Origin of the sequence: Acinetobacter sp. WCHAc060033 (assembly GCF_004209125.1) — a bacterium.
GTDB lineage: Bacteria > Pseudomonadota > Gammaproteobacteria > Pseudomonadales > Moraxellaceae > Acinetobacter > Acinetobacter wuhouensis.
Window position 1 is genome coordinate 15,463 of sequence record NZ_SGSW01000031.1, and the last position, 17,816, is coordinate 33,278.

Here is a 17,816-nt window from a genome sequence, read left to right on the forward strand (position 1 = left end):
AGATAAAGCAATTTTGTTGGTTTCAATGTATAAATACTGAAATTATAAAAATGATGTGCTTAATACGATGCCAATAAAGTTAACAATTGACGAAAATCCTGAAACTGTAAGCAAGATTGGTTTTTTTATTTGGGCAGCAGGTGATGATTTTGAGTTAATTGATAATGATCGAAATAGGATGTATTTCATACCAAGCGATGATTTTTCCTATGTAATTTCTATTTTTAGATCAGTGTATCCTGTTTTAAATCCTTACTCAGGAGAGATGGAACAGTATTTTGATGCGTGTTTTGATAATTATTTCGATCAAGAGAATATTCTACTTATCATTTCTAAAATTCAGACATTAAATGTTACAGACATTGAGGTTATGAACTTTTTAGCAAAAATTGTTCAATGTCTTAAAGAAAAAAATGTCTATGGGTACTTATGTTGTTGTTGAGGGAAACCAATAAATACGAGAAAGCTCAATGAGCTTCACTCCAGAACTACTTATTAAAGTTTTATAATTTCAAGATTTATTAAGTGAATTCCTCGGATACTCCAAAATTCTTGGAAAGTGAAAATCAAAACTATCCAAAGCATATTTATACAATTGAGCAGGGCGTTTCCCTGCAATTTTCGATTGATCGGTTTCTTCAACAGCACCCGCTTCAATCATACGGCGTCTAAACGATTTCTTCTCCAAACTTTGCCCTAAAATAATTTCATAAATCTGCTGTAACTCAGTCAGCGTAAACAATTCAGGCATCAAACTGACAGGCAAAGCGGTATAACGCGCCTTAGAACTTAAACGTTCTACTGCCATATCTAAAAGCTGTAAGTGGTCAAAAGCCAAATCGAGTTTTTTCGCATCAGTGATGGAAACCCATTCGCTGTATTCAGTCTGTTCAGTGGCGATGCGTTGAAATTCTTTAAAATCAATCAGCGCAAAATACAAAGAGGTTACCGCCCAACCACGTGGGTCACGGGTCGCATTGCCCACCGTGCACACTTGCTCCAAATGTGGTGACTTCAAACCTGTTTTTTCGACCAATTTACGATGTGCTGAAGCCATTAAATCTGTATCTTTAGATAAATCGACAAAACCGCCTGGTAGCGCCCATTTGTCTTTTTGTGGAAAATTGGAACGCTTGATCAGTAAAACTTGTAACTGACCTGCATCAACAGAAAAAATTGCCATATCGACTGTAAATAAAGGCGCATCAAATTCTTTTTTATTGTATTGATTTAAAAAGTCTTGTTCTGAAGAAAAGGTCACAGTCAGGCTCGCTTTATTTATAAAAAGAAAGGGTAAGTGGATTATTGCAGGCTATAGCATTTTCGCCAAGTAAAAAAACTGTTATAAAATAATTTAAGAACTAGTTAAAAATAAAAGAGTTTTATTAAGGTTTAATTATGAAAAAAATAGCTGTTTCTTCTCTACTTAGTATGTTTGTGTTAGCTGGGTGTGGTGGTAGTGATCATTCTGATTCGTCTAAAGTTGATAATGACTCTAGTTATCTGATTGTTAAGGGTAATGGTATCTCTGAAACAATGAAATTTGATGAATCAAAATTAGAGTACACAATCGTAGCCACAGGTAATCAACCTATTTCTTTAGGCTCTTTTAATGCTATTGGTGAAGTATATCCTGCATTTACGAATGTAGAATTTAATAAAGACAACAAAGTAAAACTTACAATGGCATATACTAAGGCAGGTATCAATCAAGCTAAATTAGTTATTTGTTTTCCTAATTTTAATTGTTCATCAAATAGCACATACTCGATTACAGACCTAAATCAAAAAAAGAAAATTCAAGTCACTTTAGTGGATGCACCAAATCAATTTTATATGGGAGATTCATCTCATCAAATTACAGATTTATCAGAATTAAAAAATGTAACAGTATCTGGAAAACTGAATTACTATTCAGAAAGCAATTGGCCAATTTTTCAAAGTAATCGGTTTCCTGCAATACCAATACAAGGAAAAATCATATTTGATAAAGATGAATACCAAATTCAACGTTATGAGGAGGTTGACTCAACTTATGAAAATCAAGTTCTACGGACAGAGCGGAGTCTAATATTAAAAAATGGCGATAAATCAATATTTCTGACTATTATTAAAACTTATAATACAACTTCAGAAAATGATATTGCTATCGTTATTTCGACGGATACTGATACATATCGAATTACTGATTTACCAAATGAAATATGGTCTACCTCAACTCAGGGATTGCAACTAAACTTAAATAGTTTGGAACTCAAAAATTCAAATGATCAGATGAAAATTTTAAGCTCAAATGCATTTGTACCATTTGATCAATCAAATTTAATTTTGAATAATATGAATAAACTATCTTTGATAAATTCAAATGTTCAAGCATATACGCGAAATGATCAGAAACTTTATGAACTAGGTTTTAAAGAACAAGGTAATCTTACTATTATTCAGGAATTTAAAGGTCATTTAAGTGCGACTTTAACTCAAGGTGAAACGACTTATCATTGTGGAGATCGAAATACAGCATGTACTGGTTTAACGGTAGATAATTCAAAGCAAAATTTTACATTTAATAATGTGAAAATTGGTTCAAATACAATCAATGGAACATATTATTTTGCTGGTGTATTTGAATAAGATTGATTGATGCATTCAGCTTTTTGTAGCAAAGCTGAATGCAATATTGTTGGGTTATAAATTTGAATTTAATCGTTCTCGAATCTCATCTAGACTACACTCCCGAATCAGGCGACCATTTTCAAATACCGTTTTTAACTCACCTTGTTGTTCTTGCTCAAGTGTTTGTTGATCAAACAATTCAAAACCATGTGCAGTCTTTTCAACACGTAACAAACCTTTGGCAGATTTTTTAATACCCGAATCTGTTGCAGGGTCTTTAAACAATTCACGAGCAACGCCATTCACCTGTCCCCAAGTCGCTTTAACTGCAAAACCAAAAGTGTCACGAGTCAGATAGTTATAGGTATAACTACCAATCCCAAAGACCAAATTATTCGATGCAAAACCTTTGGCTTCCAAGCCTTTTAAAATCCGTAAAGCTCGGTCTAAAGTAATCGAATCACCATAAATTAAGCCAACACGTTCATTTAAAACTTTATAGCCTTTGTCTGTAGTCGTACCGCCAAAGATTTCCCATAAACATTCCACAGCACCTTTAAACGCAGGGCTACCAACTTCAGCCTCAGGATCGCCACAAATGATTTTTACAGGATCTCCCGAATCAGGACGGAATACCAATTTCGCTAAACCCAAAGCATTCGGTTGGCGAGCAAGGATTTCAGCTTTGAGTTCAACTGTAAATTCAGTAATCACACGCCAAAAGTCCCATGTATCCGACACGATACTGACCACACCTGATGGATAAAGTTCCGTGATGAGTCGGCGGAAGGTATCAATTTCATTGTCCTCACTGCCCATACACATCACACTGTGTTCAGTTGCAGGAACGGACACGCCCACGATGCCATCAGCATTGTAATATTCTTCAGCATAATCAATCGCAGATACTGCATCCGTACCGATAAAACTTGTTAAGTGACCCACGCCATTTTGCGTTGCATCATAAATACCACTCATGCCACGGCTACTAAAATCATGTCCTTGCACAGGAACAAAATCGAGCGGTGCGCCTGTTTTTATTGCATATTCAGTCAATAAGCGTTTGTATTCAAAAGCAATCGTTGCAGTAGTACAGCTTTTCCAAAGTTCTGCACTCAGCACTGTTTCTAAATAATTGGTGAGCCAAAAGAACTCAGGCAACGTATTTACAATGGTCAATACAGGCACTTTCATATTGACTCGACTGCCTTCAGCTAAGGCTTTAATTTTAATTGGTAAATAGCCTAAGTCATATAAAGCCTCGATGTGATCGACAGGAATCGCACCTTCGCCCAACGCATTGTCCATACGGCGCTTATAGTTAGATACGACTTTGTTTTTATCCTGTTGGAAAAAGCCTTCATTCCATGTTTCTATTAAAAAATGTTTGATAAAACCTTGTAGCCCGAAAAAAACGATTTTGTCATCAAAATCAGGCAGCATATTGGCTAAACGTGATGAACGTGGCGTGAAATTGGCATAAACATATTCAGTACCAACAGGGTATTGGCGTCTGTGGTCTGCTTTATAAAAGTCGATTGCATTTAAAGGATTAATTTTTAAGCTCATTGTGATTCTCCGTATTTATTTGTTTCAGTCTTTATAAATCCACCCTTGCGGAGCGGATACTCCTCACCTTTGAAAAAGGAGGGAGTATTAGGCATGATTAAAGTTGATGACAGTTAATTTTTCATGTTCAGTTTGCTTGATGCTATTCGTAGTAAAAATCTGATCAACCAATCCTTCAAAAACCTGAAAGCCTTTACTGAAAATGCCGTGCGTGACATAGAGCACCACATGTTCGCAATTCAGTTTTTTCAATTCTTCTGCAATGCCTTTAAAGGTTGCACCACCATCACAAATATCATCGGTAATTACCGCAACTTTGCCTGTTAAATCCGTAGCATTGACATGTGAGTTCATGATTTTCCCTGTTTCAGGATTACGTTTTTTATCGCAATAAATAATCTCAATTTCACGCTGTCTTAAACCATTGATGACATTTGCAATGTGTTGGGTACGATTTTTTGCACCTGCATCAGGACAGATCAACACCGTATTTTCAGCCTTTAAAATTTCGGTTAATGCCTTGCTTTGTAAAATAATATCGCTCGATTGCACATTTTCGATATTTAGAAAATGGGTGTTTTCATGCAATAGTTTTTCAGTCACTACACTGTGTGCATCCCAAACCGTGATTGAACGGCGTTGCTGTGGGAACTGTTCAGCATTGAGATTCAGCAACTTGGTCATGATGTCTAAGGAAAAAGCCTGTCCTGTTGCACAGATGCGATCCTGACGTGCATAAGGGAAGTAGGGAATTTCCAAATCAATGCTTAAACCTTGATTAAGTAATACATTTTCAAGCAAAAGATAATCCATCAAATCCTGACTGTTGCTGATTTTGGCTTGAACATGCACGCAGTCTGTCAGTGTTTTTAAAATTTCTGCATCAACTTGTACATGGCGTTCACCGCCTGCAAACTGCATGCATTGCACAGGAATGATATTGTTATTTGTATCTTTGATTTGAATAGACATTTTCATATCTCTCTATAGTGGCTAACTGCCTACACATATATAGTGTCATAAAGACAATATATTTTCAAGATGAATTTACAAAAGATTACATGATGATCAAGTCATCACTATTTAATTGTTTGTTTGCGAATTTGATGATGCCGAAGGGCATAGTTTGTTATAAAAATTAAGAAAGTCTTTTCCTGCCTGTCCCGTCAGGTTTTTACTTTTCCAGACTAAGGTTGAGTTCTCATAATCTACTTTTCCTTCGCCGTTTTTTGCGAGAACAAGCCCTGATCGCATTGCTGTTTTTTTGTTTTGACAGTCAAGGTATGAGTGTCCTTTCATATAATTGGTGATTTCAAGGTTCTGATCTTTCTGTGTATAACCATAGATGATGAAGGCTTTTATAGAAGGGCTTAAATCATCTTCAGGTGTTTTTTTTATCCACATCTGCAAATGTTCATTATTGCTGAGCTTATCGCTTCCTTGAGAAATAATGCCTGTTGGATCTGCTATAGCTTTTTGTACTTCAGCTTGAAGTTGTAAGAAAGGTGAATTTATTTGCGCATGAGCGTTCAATGTGAAAAATCCAAGGAAAATCAGTATATTCTTATTCATATTTTATCAGTCTAATTTTTTTAAATGTTGATTCTTTTTTTAGCTTATTCAAGCAGACCTAGCATCTACCAAATCTGCTTCATATCAAGTTTTTCAGATTTAATCTAAAAAAACAGTGAAGTTTTCAGCAGGCTCACGTGGTGTGATAAATGTATTCACAATATGATCTGGATCTGCATAACCTAAAACAACAGCACATACCAACTCTTCATCATCTGGTGCATTTAATACATCTAAAACAATATCGTGGAAGTGATTCCATGCAGCTTGAGGGCAAGTATCTAAACCACGTGCTTTGGCAGCAACCATGACGTTTTGAATCATCATGGAAATGTCCATTTTAGAACCAATTCCCATGGCTTTATTGACTGTGAAATACAGCACGACAGGTGCATCAAACAATTGATAGTTCCGCAATTGTTGTGCTGCTATTTTTTCTTTTTCACCTTTTTGAATGCCAAGTAGCCCATAAAGCCCCCAACCATTTTCACGACGGCGGTCAATAAAAGGTGAAATCCAAGTTTCAGGATAATAAGGAAAAGTTTCTGTATATTTTTCTGCAAGTTCAGGTTGGGTAAACAATTCGATCTGTGCTGCACAGACACGATCAATCATCTCTTGGCGTTTTTTATCAGTGACCACATAAACTTTCCAAGGCTGTGTATTTGTACCTGAGGGAGCGCGACAAGCAACATTTAAAATATCTTTTATCGTCTGTGTATCGACAGCTTTATCCAAAAATGCACGTACTGAATGACGTCCTGTAATTGCCTGATCTACTGCTTGAACATGTTCTAAATTCATAAAAGTCCTTTATTGATGCGTTTTTTTATCGAAATAACTATATACGATAGTCTTAGAGTAGCAATATTCATTTTCAACTGAATTCCCTAAACCCTAGATTATATAATGATTATAGAAATACTAATCTAAAAAAAGAATTGATATTTGATTCTTATTCGATAAAACTGATTTTAATAATGATGTTAAGTTAAGCTAGATTACAACTGTGTAAGAATTATACACAAATTGTTACTTTTGGGTTTGAACTTAGTTTCAATGCTTTACATAATTTATAGCAAGCATAAAAGTGCAATGTTTTTTCAATGTAGTATGAATTTACTGCAAAAACAAAAAACGATTTTTTAGCAAAGTATTGGGGTTAAAAAGTCAAAATTGTACGGATGCACAACTTTTTAAAAGACGAGGAATATTTCATGGGTCTATTTACACAACGTAAGTCATTTATCATTAAGAGCTTAGCCCTGACAGTAACTGCGCTAATGGTAAATACTGCACAAGCAGCTGACAATTCAGAAATTCAACAACTTCGTAACGAAGTTCAAGAGCTCAAAGCACTTCTTCAACAACAGCAACAACAAGTTCGTCTTGTAGAGTCTAAAGTTGACACAGCTCCTGCAGCAGGTTTAGCAGGTTTAAAATCAAAATCTGGTGCAGACATTAACATTTACGGTTTTGTACGCGGTGATGCAAACTATATCATCAAAGGTGCTGATTCTGACTTTGGTGGTGTTCCATCGACGACTGAAACAGCAAAAGATAAGCTTCGTGCAACTGCAAAAACAACGCGTATCGGTTTGGATTTTAATACACCTGCAGGCGATGCGAAAGTCGGTGGTAAAGTTGAAGCAGATTTCATGGGGGGCGGAACGGATGCTCATGGTGGATTACGTATCCGTCATGCATATTTAACGTATAACAATTGGTTATTTGGTCAAACAACGTCTAACTTCCTTGCTAGTCATGCACCTGAAATGATTGACTTCTCAACCAACGTAGGTGGTGGCACAAACCGTCTTCCACAAGTACGTTATAACTATAAAGTAAGCCCAACAACTCAATTATCAGTTTCAGCTGAGCGCGGTGACGATACTACGACGAATGGTTCAATTAAATACAGCATTCCTGTTTTAACGGGTAAAGTAACTCAATCATATGCAGGTGGAAATGGTAATGCTTCTGCACGTGTCTTAGTTGAAAACTATAAAGATAATGGTGTAAGTAAGGACAAGACTGGTTGGGGAGTTGCAGCGGGTACAGATTTTAAAGTTTCTAATGAATTGAAATTGTTCGCTGACGCTTCATATGTTGTAGGTAACAGCAATGACTTGTATGGTAGTAATGCTGCCTATACTGTGGTTGGTAATAGTATCGAGCAAAACGAATTTACTGCTGTTCAAGTAGGTGGTACTTATAAAATTTTACCTAATCTACGCTCAACTTTAGCGTATGGTGCTTTATTTGCTGATGATAGTAATGACTTCGCTAAAGCGAACAAAGGCAACGCAGCTGCAAATGAAAAAGTTCAACAAGCTTGGTTAAACGTGATTTATTCACCAGCTAAACCAATTGATCTTGGTGTTGAATATGTGAATGGTAAACGTGAGAACTTTGCAGGTAAATCTTTCAAAGATAACCGTGTAGGTTTAATGGCGAAATATAATTTCTAATTTAGAAATATATTTATCCTAAAGAAAACCGAGGATTGATTCCTCGGTTTTTTATTTTTAAAACATCCATAAAATAAATTGAGATATTATAAAATGCGTAAAAGTTTAGACATTTGATAAAAAAAATGCATAATTGACGCACTTTTTTGCATACTGATACTATCGGGATGATAGATCACATGCTTTAGCCAGTTTTTAAAAGCAATCCGTTTTTCAAAACTGTATTTCTGATTGTTTGATGAAATGATCTTTTATCAAGAATAGGAGTAACAAGATGCCCATTTTTTGTCTAAATTTTTGCTACATTGTAACTCTATCTATTTCTAAGTTCATTTCTAAAAATCTTTGATTTTCAATATTGAAAGTCGACCTTTTTTTTATTTTTTGTTGTGTCTAACGAGTGGTTCAGTAACTATTAACTCTATGTGATTATAAAGTTTAGTAGGATAAAACAGGATGACTTAACAGCAAAAATATAACCAAAGAATGGATAATTACTATGGAATTTACTTTTAATGCCTTTTATACACTGATTGCCGCAGTCATTGTATTGCTATTAGGCCGCTTCCTTGTCAATAAAATCGATTTTCTGCGTAAGTATAATATCCCAGAACCGGTTGCGGGTGGTCTTGTTGCGGCAATTATTTCTCTCTTGGTACATAACTTGTGGGGCTATAGTATTAGCACTAGCAGCGAGTTACAAACCAGTTTCATGTTGGTGTTCTTTGCCTCAATCGGTTTAAGTGCCAATTTTGCTAAATTAAAAGAAGGTGGGATCGGCTTAGTCATCTTCTTGATCTGTGTCGCTTCATTTATCGTTGTTCAGAATTTTGTTGGGATGGGATTGGCAACAGTTTTGGGTTTAGATCCTCTAATTGGTTTAATTGCAGGTTCTATCACACTGACTGGTGGTCATGGTACAGCAGGGGCTTGGGGGGAAATTCTTGAGACGCAACACGGTATCCAAGGTGCATTAGCATTGGGTATGGCAAGTGCGACCTTTGGCTTAATTATCGGTGGTATCATCGGTGGACCATTGGCGAAGTTGTTGATTAACCGTTACCAACTTTCTGGCCCTAAAACAGAAAAAGATGCTGATCCAAATAGTCAGCATACAGATTCTGAATTAGGCGAATATGTTCCTTTCGAATATCCACAAAAAGTTCGTTTAATCACTGCTGATAATGCGATTACGACCTTGGGTCTATTTGCAGCATGTTTGGCTTTTGCTGAATTTATGACGGGTTATAGTAAAGGGCAATGGTTTGAACTCCCAACATTTGTGTGGGCGCTTGGCGGTGGTGTTATCCTTCGAAATATTTTAGAAGGCTTATTACGCGTTAAAATTTTTGATCGCGCGATTGATGTATTTGGTAATGCGGCACTATCACTTTATTTAGCGATGGCATTATTATCATTGAAACTTTGGCAGTTGGCTGATCTTGCAGGACCACTGGTCGTGATTCTTACAGCGCAAACACTGACAATGGCACTATATGCAGCATTTGTGACATTCCGAGTGATGGGTAAAAACTACGATGCAGCTGTATTGGCAGCAGGGCATTGTGGTTTTGGTATGGGTGCGACTCCTACTGCGGTTGCCAATATGCAAGCAATTACCAACATGTATGGACCTTCACATAAAGCATTTTTGATCGTTCCATTATGTGGTGCATTCTTCGTCGATTTGATCAACGCAACAGTTATTCAGTTGATTTTGAAATTCGTGGTTTAAGTTAGATAAAGTTATACATCAAGCCAGTGATCTCACTGGCTTTTTTATGCAATAAATATGGATAAATAATGAATCAATAAAATAGCAGGAACACTGATAAAGACTGATATTTTTAATTTTAAGCTAAGTAACATTAAAAAAGTATAAAGAATATTTTGGATGTTAATGAGTGATTTTTCAGCCATGGGAACAATGATTGATAAGATAAATCCTACGACCACAGCATTGATATAGGTCACCATATTTTGGATATAGATATTTTCCAATAACTTAGACCAATAAGGTAAAGCAGCAAAAATAAAGAAAAAGGAGGGGATAAAAATAGCGATAGTCGCAATGCCAATATTGAGTATTGTTGAATCTGTGAGTGGTAAAAATGCACCAAGATAACTCGTAAATGTAAATAAAGGTCCAGGCATAAACTGTGCAAGCATATAACCCAATTCAAAATTTTTATGGTTAATTAATCCTGTATTCACAAAGTCTTGCTGTAACATTGGCAGTACAACATGTCCCCCACCAAAGACCAGTGAACCTGTTTTATAAAAGTCAAAGCTTGATTGTAAAAGTATAGAACTTGTGAATAATTGCCCGAGCCACAAGGCAAAAAATAGTATGAGAAAAATGATTAACCAGATATAGCTGTTTGAGTAAGAAAATTCAAATAGTGAAGCATTCTGTTTTTGCTCAATTTGGGGATGAATTTTTTGATGGTGTGTGATGAATAATGAAAAGATACCCGTTGTGAAAATGAGTGCAAACTGAATCCATGTATTAGTAATTAGTATTAAAATGACAGTACTCAAACACATTAATGTAAATTGAAATTTGGTTTTACAGTAACTCTTAAACATTTGCCAAAAAGCAAAAATGATGATGGCTAAAAGAATAGATTGGAGGGTAGAAAACAACGCAGAATCGAAAAATTGAGCATGTTGTTGTACGATCACAGCACAGCAAGCCATTAAAAGTACTGAGGGAAGCGTAAAACCAATCCATGCAACAATTGCACCACTATAGCTTTGTTTTAAGAAACCAATCGCCATCCCCATTTGGCTACTACTTGGGCCTGGGAGGAGTTGGGTGAGTGCAAGTAACTGGGCATATTGTTGTTCATTTAGCCATTTTTTTTGCTCAACAAAAGTCTGTTTAAAAAATACTAAATGTGCAGCAGGACCACCAAAGCTGGTAAAGCCTAGTTTTAAAAAAATCCAAAATATTTCAAATAATCTAGGCATAAATAAAGCATTATTTTTCGACCATAACCTCTTTTAATGTATGTGAAAAAGATGACAGTTTAAATAAATACAACAGCAAATTTTCATAAATTATGTTTAGATAAATAGAGCATTGATTATTATTTCAATACGAGAGTATATGCTATTGTTCAATAAGATTTTAATTTCTATTTGTTGTACTTTGCCTTTAGTGGCTTGTAGTGTTACACCTGTTAAAAATGAACAGATGAAAATGTTGCAATCACAACAAGTTTCGGAAGCCACATCAAAGTTAGATAAGAGTTTTTATCATTTCAAACAAACAGTGAAGAAGAAACCAGTCATCGCCTTGGTCTTGGGCAGTGGTGGTGCACGTGGTTACGCTCATATTGGCGTAATTGAAGTATTGGAACAACATGGTGTTAAACCAGACTTTATTGTTGGAACCAGTGCGGGGAGTATTGTCGGTTCAATTTATGCAAGTGGTAAATCTGCGGAGCAGTTACGTCAAATTGCATTAGATATGAAAGTAGGCGATGTACGTGATTTTAAAATTGGGATGAAGGGATTTTTCGATGGTCAAAAAGTTGAAGATTATGTCAACAAACAGATCAATCAAACCCCTTTAGAGAAAATGAAAATCCCAATGTATGTGGTTGCAACAGAACTTAAAAATGGTGAAAAAACTATTTTTAACTATGGCAATACAGGGCAAGCTGTACGTGCTTCAGTTTCAATTCCAAGTATGTTTATCCCAACTAAAATTCAAGGAAAGGAATATGTGGATGGTGGTTTAGTGAGTCCAGTTCCTGTGGATATTGCTAAACAGTTGGGTGCAGATATTGTGATTGCAGTAGATATATTGGCGCAACCTGTTAATACAGAAACAACCAATGTTTGGGGCTTGTTTAACCAAAATATCAATATCATGCAGAATCGTTTAGCTGCTGAAGAACTTAAAAATGCGGATATTGTGATTCAACCTGATTTACGTGAAAAAGCACATATTTTTGATGTCAAAGGACGTCTAGATACCATGCAAGCAGGTATTGATGCCGCAAATCAGAGGCTGCATGATTTAGATGTTGTAATTGCGACTAAGTTAAAATCTGAACAAAATCAGGAGCATTTGCAAGTCCAAAATTAACGTTCTTACTTTTAATTTCCTTAGGTTGAGCGTAATTATTGATCAGGTTTTTTTTGGAGTATAAAATTTCATTCTGTGGATAAATTCTGTTTTTTCAAATTTTTAAATTTACCAATGAGTTTAAATTTATTATAATTTTACCCTATTAAGTGCGATAAAATGATTAAAGAAGTTGATCATTAAAATCGCATAATGAGATAAAAGATGAATAAATTTATTGTTGGTGACAAAGTTAAAATTGCAACTCAGCCTGAAGTGGTTTTCGAGATTTCTAAAGTAAATCATGATCATTCCTATGAAATCCAATATCATTTGTCTGATCAACAAGTACTTCAATATGACAATATTGCAGCTGAAATGCTTCAAAAAGTAGAGAATAGTCAATAAAACACTAGAATATATTTCAAATAAATGATCATGTTTACAATCATAAATTGAGATAATGAGCAATTGCCGAATTAAGCATGTTTTTTAATTCAAAAGATATATAATAATAGGCATATATCTCCTGCCTAAAATAGAGTCTAGCATACGATGTCTCCATTAGATCAAATGATCCCAGCTACAGATGACCAAACAGAATTAACCATGTCCGTACTCATGACACCAGATATGGCAAACTTTTCAGGTAATGTACATGGTGGAACCATCCTCAAGCTTCTTGACCAAGTCGCTTATGCATGTGCAAGTCGCTACTCTGGTAGTTATGTCGTCACACTTTCAGTAGATAAAGTGAATTTTAAAGAGCCAATTCATGTCGGTGAAATGGTGAGTTTCCTTGCAAGTGTCAACCATGTTGGTCGTACTTCTATGGAAATTGGGATTCGTGTAGAAGCGCAAAATATTCGTAAACGTACAGTGCGTCATACCAATAGTTGTTATTTCACGATGGTTGCGGTTGATGAAAATGGTAAACCGCAACAAGTACCACCTTTGAACTTGGATAATGATTGGAAACGTTGTCGTTATGAAGCGGCAGAACACCGTAAAGTGGCACGTTTACAAGAAAATCATCATCCATCATGCAGTATTTATAAAAAGACATCGCATAGTTAATTCATTCTCGTAGTTGAAAATAAAAGACCTCCGATGTCAATAATGCTGATCAGTTAAGAAAAATTATTGGATAGATTCCTAAAATCTCCCCTAACCCCTCTTTGAAAAAGAGGGGAACTTCCTGTGACTAAAATGATTTTTTGTAATCTTGCGTAGCTAGGCTACTCATCTCTCCTTTGAAAAAGGAGGGATGGGGTGGATCCAAAAAACCTTAATTGAGTGGCATTATCCATTGTGGAGGTCTTTTATTTTTTAGATGGATTTATTGAACTTTATTGAGTACATGTCCATCGACAGTCATCGTCCATGCTCCTTCAGCAGTCTGCTGAGGAGCTTGTTCAACTTTAAACTCAGTTGCAAGTGGTCCAATTCCTGCACTAAAGTTGTTGCCTTTAAATTCAGTAATCGGTGCGGATACAGATGAGCTTGAATTGGGTTGTTTATTACTATATTCCACGCGACCTTCTGGTGTGATGATTAAATTCACGCGACCATCTTCACTTTGCCAAGTCCCTGAATAACTATGTTTATCTGTTGGTAAGGGTTTGCCACATGCCACCAAAAGTATGCTGAGTAAGCTGAGACCTATGAGTTTTTTAAGCATCTTGATTCCTTAGATTTTTAATAGATGTTTTATTTATAAAAAGAAGTTCAAAGAACGTGTTCAGTAGAGCATTTATTATATAAGTCTTCAATGTGAATATTTGTACATTGTGTATAAATCCAGAAATGCTGTATTCACGTCTTAATGATCGTTTTTAAGTATCATGATCAATAAAACAACTATTTATAAAAAGGCTAGAGATTTTTTAGAATAAAACGAAACGTATCGTATCGTTTGGTGCATGGATGATTGAAATAGAAAAAACTTCACGACGACAGCAGTGTATTCTCAATGCTGTTGTGGAAGCGCTTGAACAGCATGAATATAGTAGCTTGACCATAGAAGATATTGCGACACGAGCAGGTGTTGGAAAATCAACGATTTATCGTTGGTGGAAACATAAGTCTGATCTGGTATTTGATACTTTTAAAGCACAGACAGCCTCTGTATTTGAAATGGATTTTTCACAAAGTCTTGAATATAACTTAGAGCAGCAGTTGCTTAAATTATCTAAAGCTTTAAATCATCAAGTGGGGCGTGCTTTATTGGTGGTGATGGCTGAACATCGTGAAGCAGCAGGTGAGTTTTTTAAACAATATTTATTACCACGCCGTGAACAGACTCGAAAACTGATTGAATTAGCAGTACAACGTCAAGAAATTAAAGCAGATTATCCTTATGAATTGATGCTCGATACTTTATATGCACCCATTCATTATCAAATTATTTTCTTTAATCAAGTTCCAAATGCTGAATATATTCATCAGCTTGTCACCTTAATCTTAGCGCCTGCGCGTTGTGTAGATGAGGTGGTATAGATGGCAAATACAACTGCACCCCGTTTAAATCAAACCCCAGATCGTTTATGGAATCGTTCATTTATTCTTTGTGTTTTAAATAATTTGTTTTTATTTACCTATTATTTTGCATTTTTAACGATTCTGCCGATTTATATCATGAAGTCTTTAGGCGGTTCGGTTAAAGAAGCGGGTTTGGCATTAACCTTATTCTTGATTTCATCCATTGCGATTCGTCCATTTTCAGGCTTAATCATTGAAAAAATAGGGCATAAGCTCTCATTTCGTGGTTCTGAATTTTTATTTATGTTGTTTGCATTTACTTATTTATTTGCCGACAGCTTATGGATTTTGTTATTGGTACGCTTCATTCATGGTATTTGGTTTAGTGTACTAACCACAGTTGCCGTGCCTGTTGCTAATGAATTTATTCCTGAACAGCGTAAAGGTGAGGGCATGGGCTACTATGTGATGTCAACCAATTTGGCGGTAGTATTTGGTCCATTTATTGCCTTATCTGTTTTACAATATTCAGATTTTAAAATACTTTTTCAAGTTCTTACTGCGATTATTTGTATTGGATTTATCTTCTGCCTATTGATTCCAATGCAAAGTAAAAATGTATCTCAAAATATTGAGCATGAACAAAAAAACAAATTTTCAATTCATGATGTCATTGAATTTAAAGTGCTTCCCATTGGATTTGTTGCTTTGCTCACTGCTTTTAGCTATTCCAGCATTATGAGTTTTATTACGGCTTATGCAGAGTCGAAGCATCTTTTGCCTTACGTCAGTCTATTTTTCATCATTTTTGCTGTTTCAATGATTATTGTTAGACCTTGGGTTGGAAAGTTATTTGACCGTAAGGGTGCGAGTTCAGTGATTTATCCATCCTTTATTTGCTTTGCTATTGGTTTAGTGATTGTGAGTTTCATGTCCAACCCATGGATTCTATGGCTGTCTGCGATTTTTATCGGGATTGGTTATGGTTCGTTATTTCCATGCTTTCAAACTGTTGCGATTCAATCCGTACCTAAAGCGCGGATGGGGCATGCCATCGCAAGCTTTTTTACATTATTCGACTTTGGTATGGCGATCGGTTCTGTTCTTATGGGCTTATTGATTGCTGAGTTGGGCTATTCTTTTACTTATTTATTTTGCGCTGCAATCATCGTGGTCACTTTATTCATTTATAAAGCCAAAGTTGCACCACAGTTAACTTCAGTACAGTGAGGACTGCATTATGGAATTACGTCATTTAAGATATTTTGTTGCTGTTGCTGAAGAGTTAAATTTTACTAAAGCGGCACATCGAATGTGTACGGTACAACCATCGCTCAGTCAGCAAATTAAAGATTTGGAACATGAAGTTGGTGTGCAACTTTTGATTCGTACCAATCGTAAAGTTGAGTTGACCGAAGAGGGGAAAGCATTTTTAAAAGAGGCATTATTGAGTTTAGAACACGCTGAAAAAGCCATTTATGATGCACGTCAAATTGCCAATATCAATAAAGATCAGTTAAAAATTGGCTTTGTTCCTGTCGCAGAAATGAAAGTATTTCCGTATATCATGCCGAATATTCGGGCGCATTTTCCTGAGATTAAAATTGATTTTCATAGTTTAACGGATTCGGCGCAGTTTAGCGCTTTGCGTAAGAGTGAAATTGATATTGCATTTACTCGTTATCCTGATGAGTCGGGTGAGTTTGAAAATGTGCAGATTTTTCAGGAACCTCTGGCTTTAATTATTCCCAAGACTTCTACATTTGCAGATCAGCGTACAGTGAGTATTAAGGAATTTAATCATCAAGATTTTGTGATTAGTGATGAAGATGCTTCACCCCAATTGCATAAAATTATTCAGGATTTTTTCAAGCAGTCGAAGCTGAATGTCAATGTGGTTCAGAAGTCGACCAATATTCTTTTGAATGTCAATTTGGTGGGTATGGGTGTAGGTTGGAGTCTGGTTCCCGCTTATGTGATTCCTTTACTGGGCGATAAGATTGTGGTGAAAAATACCATTGAGCCTTTACCGATGATTGGATTGTATGCGAGCTATCGTAAAGATCAGAAAAATGAAGCAATTGCTTTGATTTTAAAAATTTTAAAAGAACAGTTTTATATGGAAATGTTTTGAGTCAATCAAAATGCTAGATGATAAAAAAGTCGGAATAACTTAAATTATTCCGACTCTATTTCCGTACTCAAATTTTAAGAACTGTTTTATGGTCTTAAAATAAAAATAGTTTTTGTGCATTTTCACCCAGAATCTGTTGCTGTTCTTTCAGATCAGGAACAATCTGCTGAAATGCATCCTCAACATTTGAATAAGACACCTTAGATTCATGTTGTGTATGTGGCCAATCACTGCCCCAAATTAACTTATGCATAAAGCCTTTTTCTTTGAGTAATTGAAAGGCTTGGGTTGCAATTGAGATACTTTTAGAGAAATCACCAAGACGATAAAACCCAGAAACTTTAATCCAGTGTTGATCAGGTTCTAACATGCTTAGAAGTTTTTGATAATCAGGGTCTGCGATACCTTTAATTGGGTCAATACGTCCAAAATGGTCAATCACCACATTGAGTTTATACGGACTTAGCACAGGTAAGATTTGCACCAAATAGGCGGGCGGTGCATGTAACTCAATTTGCCAGTTCATAAAAGATAAATGATTAAGCAAGCTCTGCCATGCAGAGGTAGAAAAATCTGGTAGTTCTTTACCAAATAGGTTTAAACGAACCCCTACAATGCCTTGCTGATTGAGTTTGACCAATTCATCAATGCAAAGGTCTGGCTCGACCATCGCAATGCCCTTGAGACGTTCAGGATATTGCGCAATAGCATTCAGCATTGCACGGTTATCTGTACCTAAAAAACTGGGTTGAACTAAAACGCCATGTGTTAAATGATGTTGATCCAAATGCGCAATATATTCGCCTACAGAAGCATCATAATCTGGTGTATAGCGTGCAGTGGCGATACAAGGATCATTTTTTGAAAATACATGGGCATGCGTATCAACAGCAAACAT

The 17,816-nt window shown here is 35.9% G+C and carries 18 protein-coding genes; 10 read left to right on the plus strand and 8 right to left on the minus strand.

Translation table 11 applies throughout. The features are described 5' to 3' along the window. The first annotated feature begins 67 nt into the window (after window positions 1–67). The gene (locus EXE10_RS13875) at window positions 68–442 is read left to right on the plus strand and encodes a hypothetical protein (protein WP_130113761.1); all 375 of its coding nucleotides are present in this window, start codon (window positions 68–70) and stop codon (window positions 440–442) included. Between the two features lie 69 nt (window positions 443–511). On the opposite strand, the gene EXE10_RS13880 is transcribed toward EXE10_RS13875, so the two are convergent. Then, a complete protein-coding gene (locus tag EXE10_RS13880) occupies window positions 512–1,261 on the minus strand; it encodes an NUDIX hydrolase (RefSeq protein WP_130113762.1) in 750 nt (249 codons plus the stop codon). A 137-nt stretch (window positions 1,262–1,398) separates the two neighbouring features. On the opposite strand from EXE10_RS13880, the gene EXE10_RS13885 reads away from it, so the two are divergent. Further along, the gene (locus tag EXE10_RS13885; protein WP_130113763.1) at window positions 1,399–2,631 is read left to right on the plus strand and encodes a hypothetical protein; all 1,233 of its coding nucleotides are present in this window, start codon (window positions 1,399–1,401) and stop codon (window positions 2,629–2,631) included. Between the two features lie 54 nt (window positions 2,632–2,685). Here EXE10_RS13885 and EXE10_RS13890 read toward each other — a convergent pair whose 3' ends face one another. The 4 genes from EXE10_RS13890 to EXE10_RS13905 all read right to left on the minus strand — a co-directional run bounded on the left by EXE10_RS13890 (window position 2,686) and on the right by EXE10_RS13905 (window position 6,558). After that, complete coding sequence (locus EXE10_RS13890) at window positions 2,686–4,182, minus strand: nicotinate phosphoribosyltransferase (RefSeq protein WP_130113764.1); 1,497 nt, start codon at window positions 4,180–4,182, stop codon at window positions 2,686–2,688. Between the two features lie 87 nt (window positions 4,183–4,269). Beyond that, window positions 4,270–5,154, minus strand: a complete 885-nt coding sequence (prs, locus tag EXE10_RS13895; protein ID WP_130113765.1) for a ribose-phosphate diphosphokinase — start codon at window positions 5,152–5,154, stop codon at window positions 4,270–4,272. 111 nt (window positions 5,155–5,265) lie between these two features. Continuing rightward, window positions 5,266–5,754, minus strand: a complete 489-nt coding sequence (locus tag EXE10_RS13900) for a hypothetical protein (protein ID WP_130113766.1) — start codon at window positions 5,752–5,754, stop codon at window positions 5,266–5,268. 99 nt (window positions 5,755–5,853) lie between these two features. Beyond that, window positions 5,854–6,558, minus strand: coding sequence for a nitroreductase (locus EXE10_RS13905; protein WP_130113767.1), 705 nt, complete (start codon window positions 6,556–6,558; stop codon window positions 5,854–5,856). Between the two features lie 413 nt (window positions 6,559–6,971). Here EXE10_RS13905 and EXE10_RS13910 point away from each other — a divergent pair, with 413 nt between their 5' ends. Beyond that, a complete protein-coding gene (locus tag EXE10_RS13910) occupies window positions 6,972–8,225 on the plus strand; it encodes a DcaP family trimeric outer membrane transporter (protein ID WP_130113768.1) in 1,254 nt (417 codons plus the stop codon). 499 nt (window positions 8,226–8,724) lie between these two features. Next, the gene (gene gltS, locus EXE10_RS13915; RefSeq protein ID WP_068975780.1) at window positions 8,725–9,960 is read left to right on the plus strand and encodes a sodium/glutamate symporter; all 1,236 of its coding nucleotides are present in this window, start codon (window positions 8,725–8,727) and stop codon (window positions 9,958–9,960) included. A 44-nt stretch (window positions 9,961–10,004) separates the two neighbouring features. Here the strand turns inward: gltS and chrA are convergent, their stop codons facing one another. After that, entirely contained in the window at window positions 10,005–11,198 is a 1,194-nt protein-coding gene (gene chrA / locus EXE10_RS13920; RefSeq protein WP_130113769.1) for a chromate efflux transporter, read from the minus strand. A 226-nt stretch (window positions 11,199–11,424) separates the two neighbouring features. Here chrA and EXE10_RS13925 point away from each other — a divergent pair, with 226 nt between their 5' ends. From EXE10_RS13925 to EXE10_RS13935, 3 genes are all read left to right on the plus strand, one after another. Next, the gene (locus tag EXE10_RS13925) at window positions 11,425–12,324 is read left to right on the plus strand and encodes a patatin-like phospholipase family protein (RefSeq protein ID WP_416346108.1); all 900 of its coding nucleotides are present in this window, start codon (window positions 11,425–11,427) and stop codon (window positions 12,322–12,324) included. 204 nt (window positions 12,325–12,528) lie between these two features. After that, window positions 12,529–12,711, plus strand: a complete 183-nt coding sequence (locus EXE10_RS13930; RefSeq protein ID WP_130113771.1) for a hypothetical protein — start codon at window positions 12,529–12,531, stop codon at window positions 12,709–12,711. A 147-nt stretch (window positions 12,712–12,858) separates the two neighbouring features. Beyond that, window positions 12,859–13,380 carry an acyl-CoA thioesterase gene (locus EXE10_RS13935; protein ID WP_068975777.1) on the plus strand — a complete coding sequence of 174 codons (522 nt, stop codon included), beginning with the start codon at window positions 12,859–12,861 and terminating at the stop codon, window positions 13,378–13,380. Between the two features lie 262 nt (window positions 13,381–13,642). On the opposite strand, the gene EXE10_RS13940 is transcribed toward EXE10_RS13935, so the two are convergent. Further along, window positions 13,643–13,984 carry a hypothetical protein gene (locus EXE10_RS13940; RefSeq protein WP_130113772.1) on the minus strand — a complete coding sequence of 114 codons (342 nt, stop codon included), beginning with the start codon at window positions 13,982–13,984 and terminating at the stop codon, window positions 13,643–13,645. A gap of 245 nt (window positions 13,985–14,229) precedes the next feature. Between EXE10_RS13940 and EXE10_RS13945 the strand changes: the two genes are divergently transcribed. From EXE10_RS13945 to EXE10_RS13955, 3 genes are read left to right on the plus strand one after another with little or no spacing between them, the layout of a single operon-like run. Next, window positions 14,230–14,802: a TetR/AcrR family transcriptional regulator gene (locus EXE10_RS13945; protein WP_130113773.1), complete on the plus strand. Its 573-nt coding sequence runs from the start codon at window positions 14,230–14,232 to the stop codon at window positions 14,800–14,802. Continuing rightward, a complete protein-coding gene (locus EXE10_RS13950) occupies window positions 14,803–16,014 on the plus strand; it encodes an MFS transporter (RefSeq protein WP_130113774.1) in 1,212 nt (403 codons plus the stop codon). Window positions 16,015–16,024: 10 nt separating this feature from the next. Further along, window positions 16,025–16,918 (plus strand): LysR substrate-binding domain-containing protein, encoded by an 894-nt coding sequence (locus EXE10_RS13955; RefSeq protein ID WP_130113775.1) that lies wholly within the window; start codon window positions 16,025–16,027, stop codon window positions 16,916–16,918. A gap of 94 nt (window positions 16,919–17,012) precedes the next feature. On the opposite strand, the gene EXE10_RS13960 is transcribed toward EXE10_RS13955, so the two are convergent. Beyond that, window positions 17,013–17,816, minus strand: a complete 804-nt coding sequence (locus tag EXE10_RS13960) for an amidohydrolase family protein (protein WP_130113776.1) — start codon at window positions 17,814–17,816, stop codon at window positions 17,013–17,015.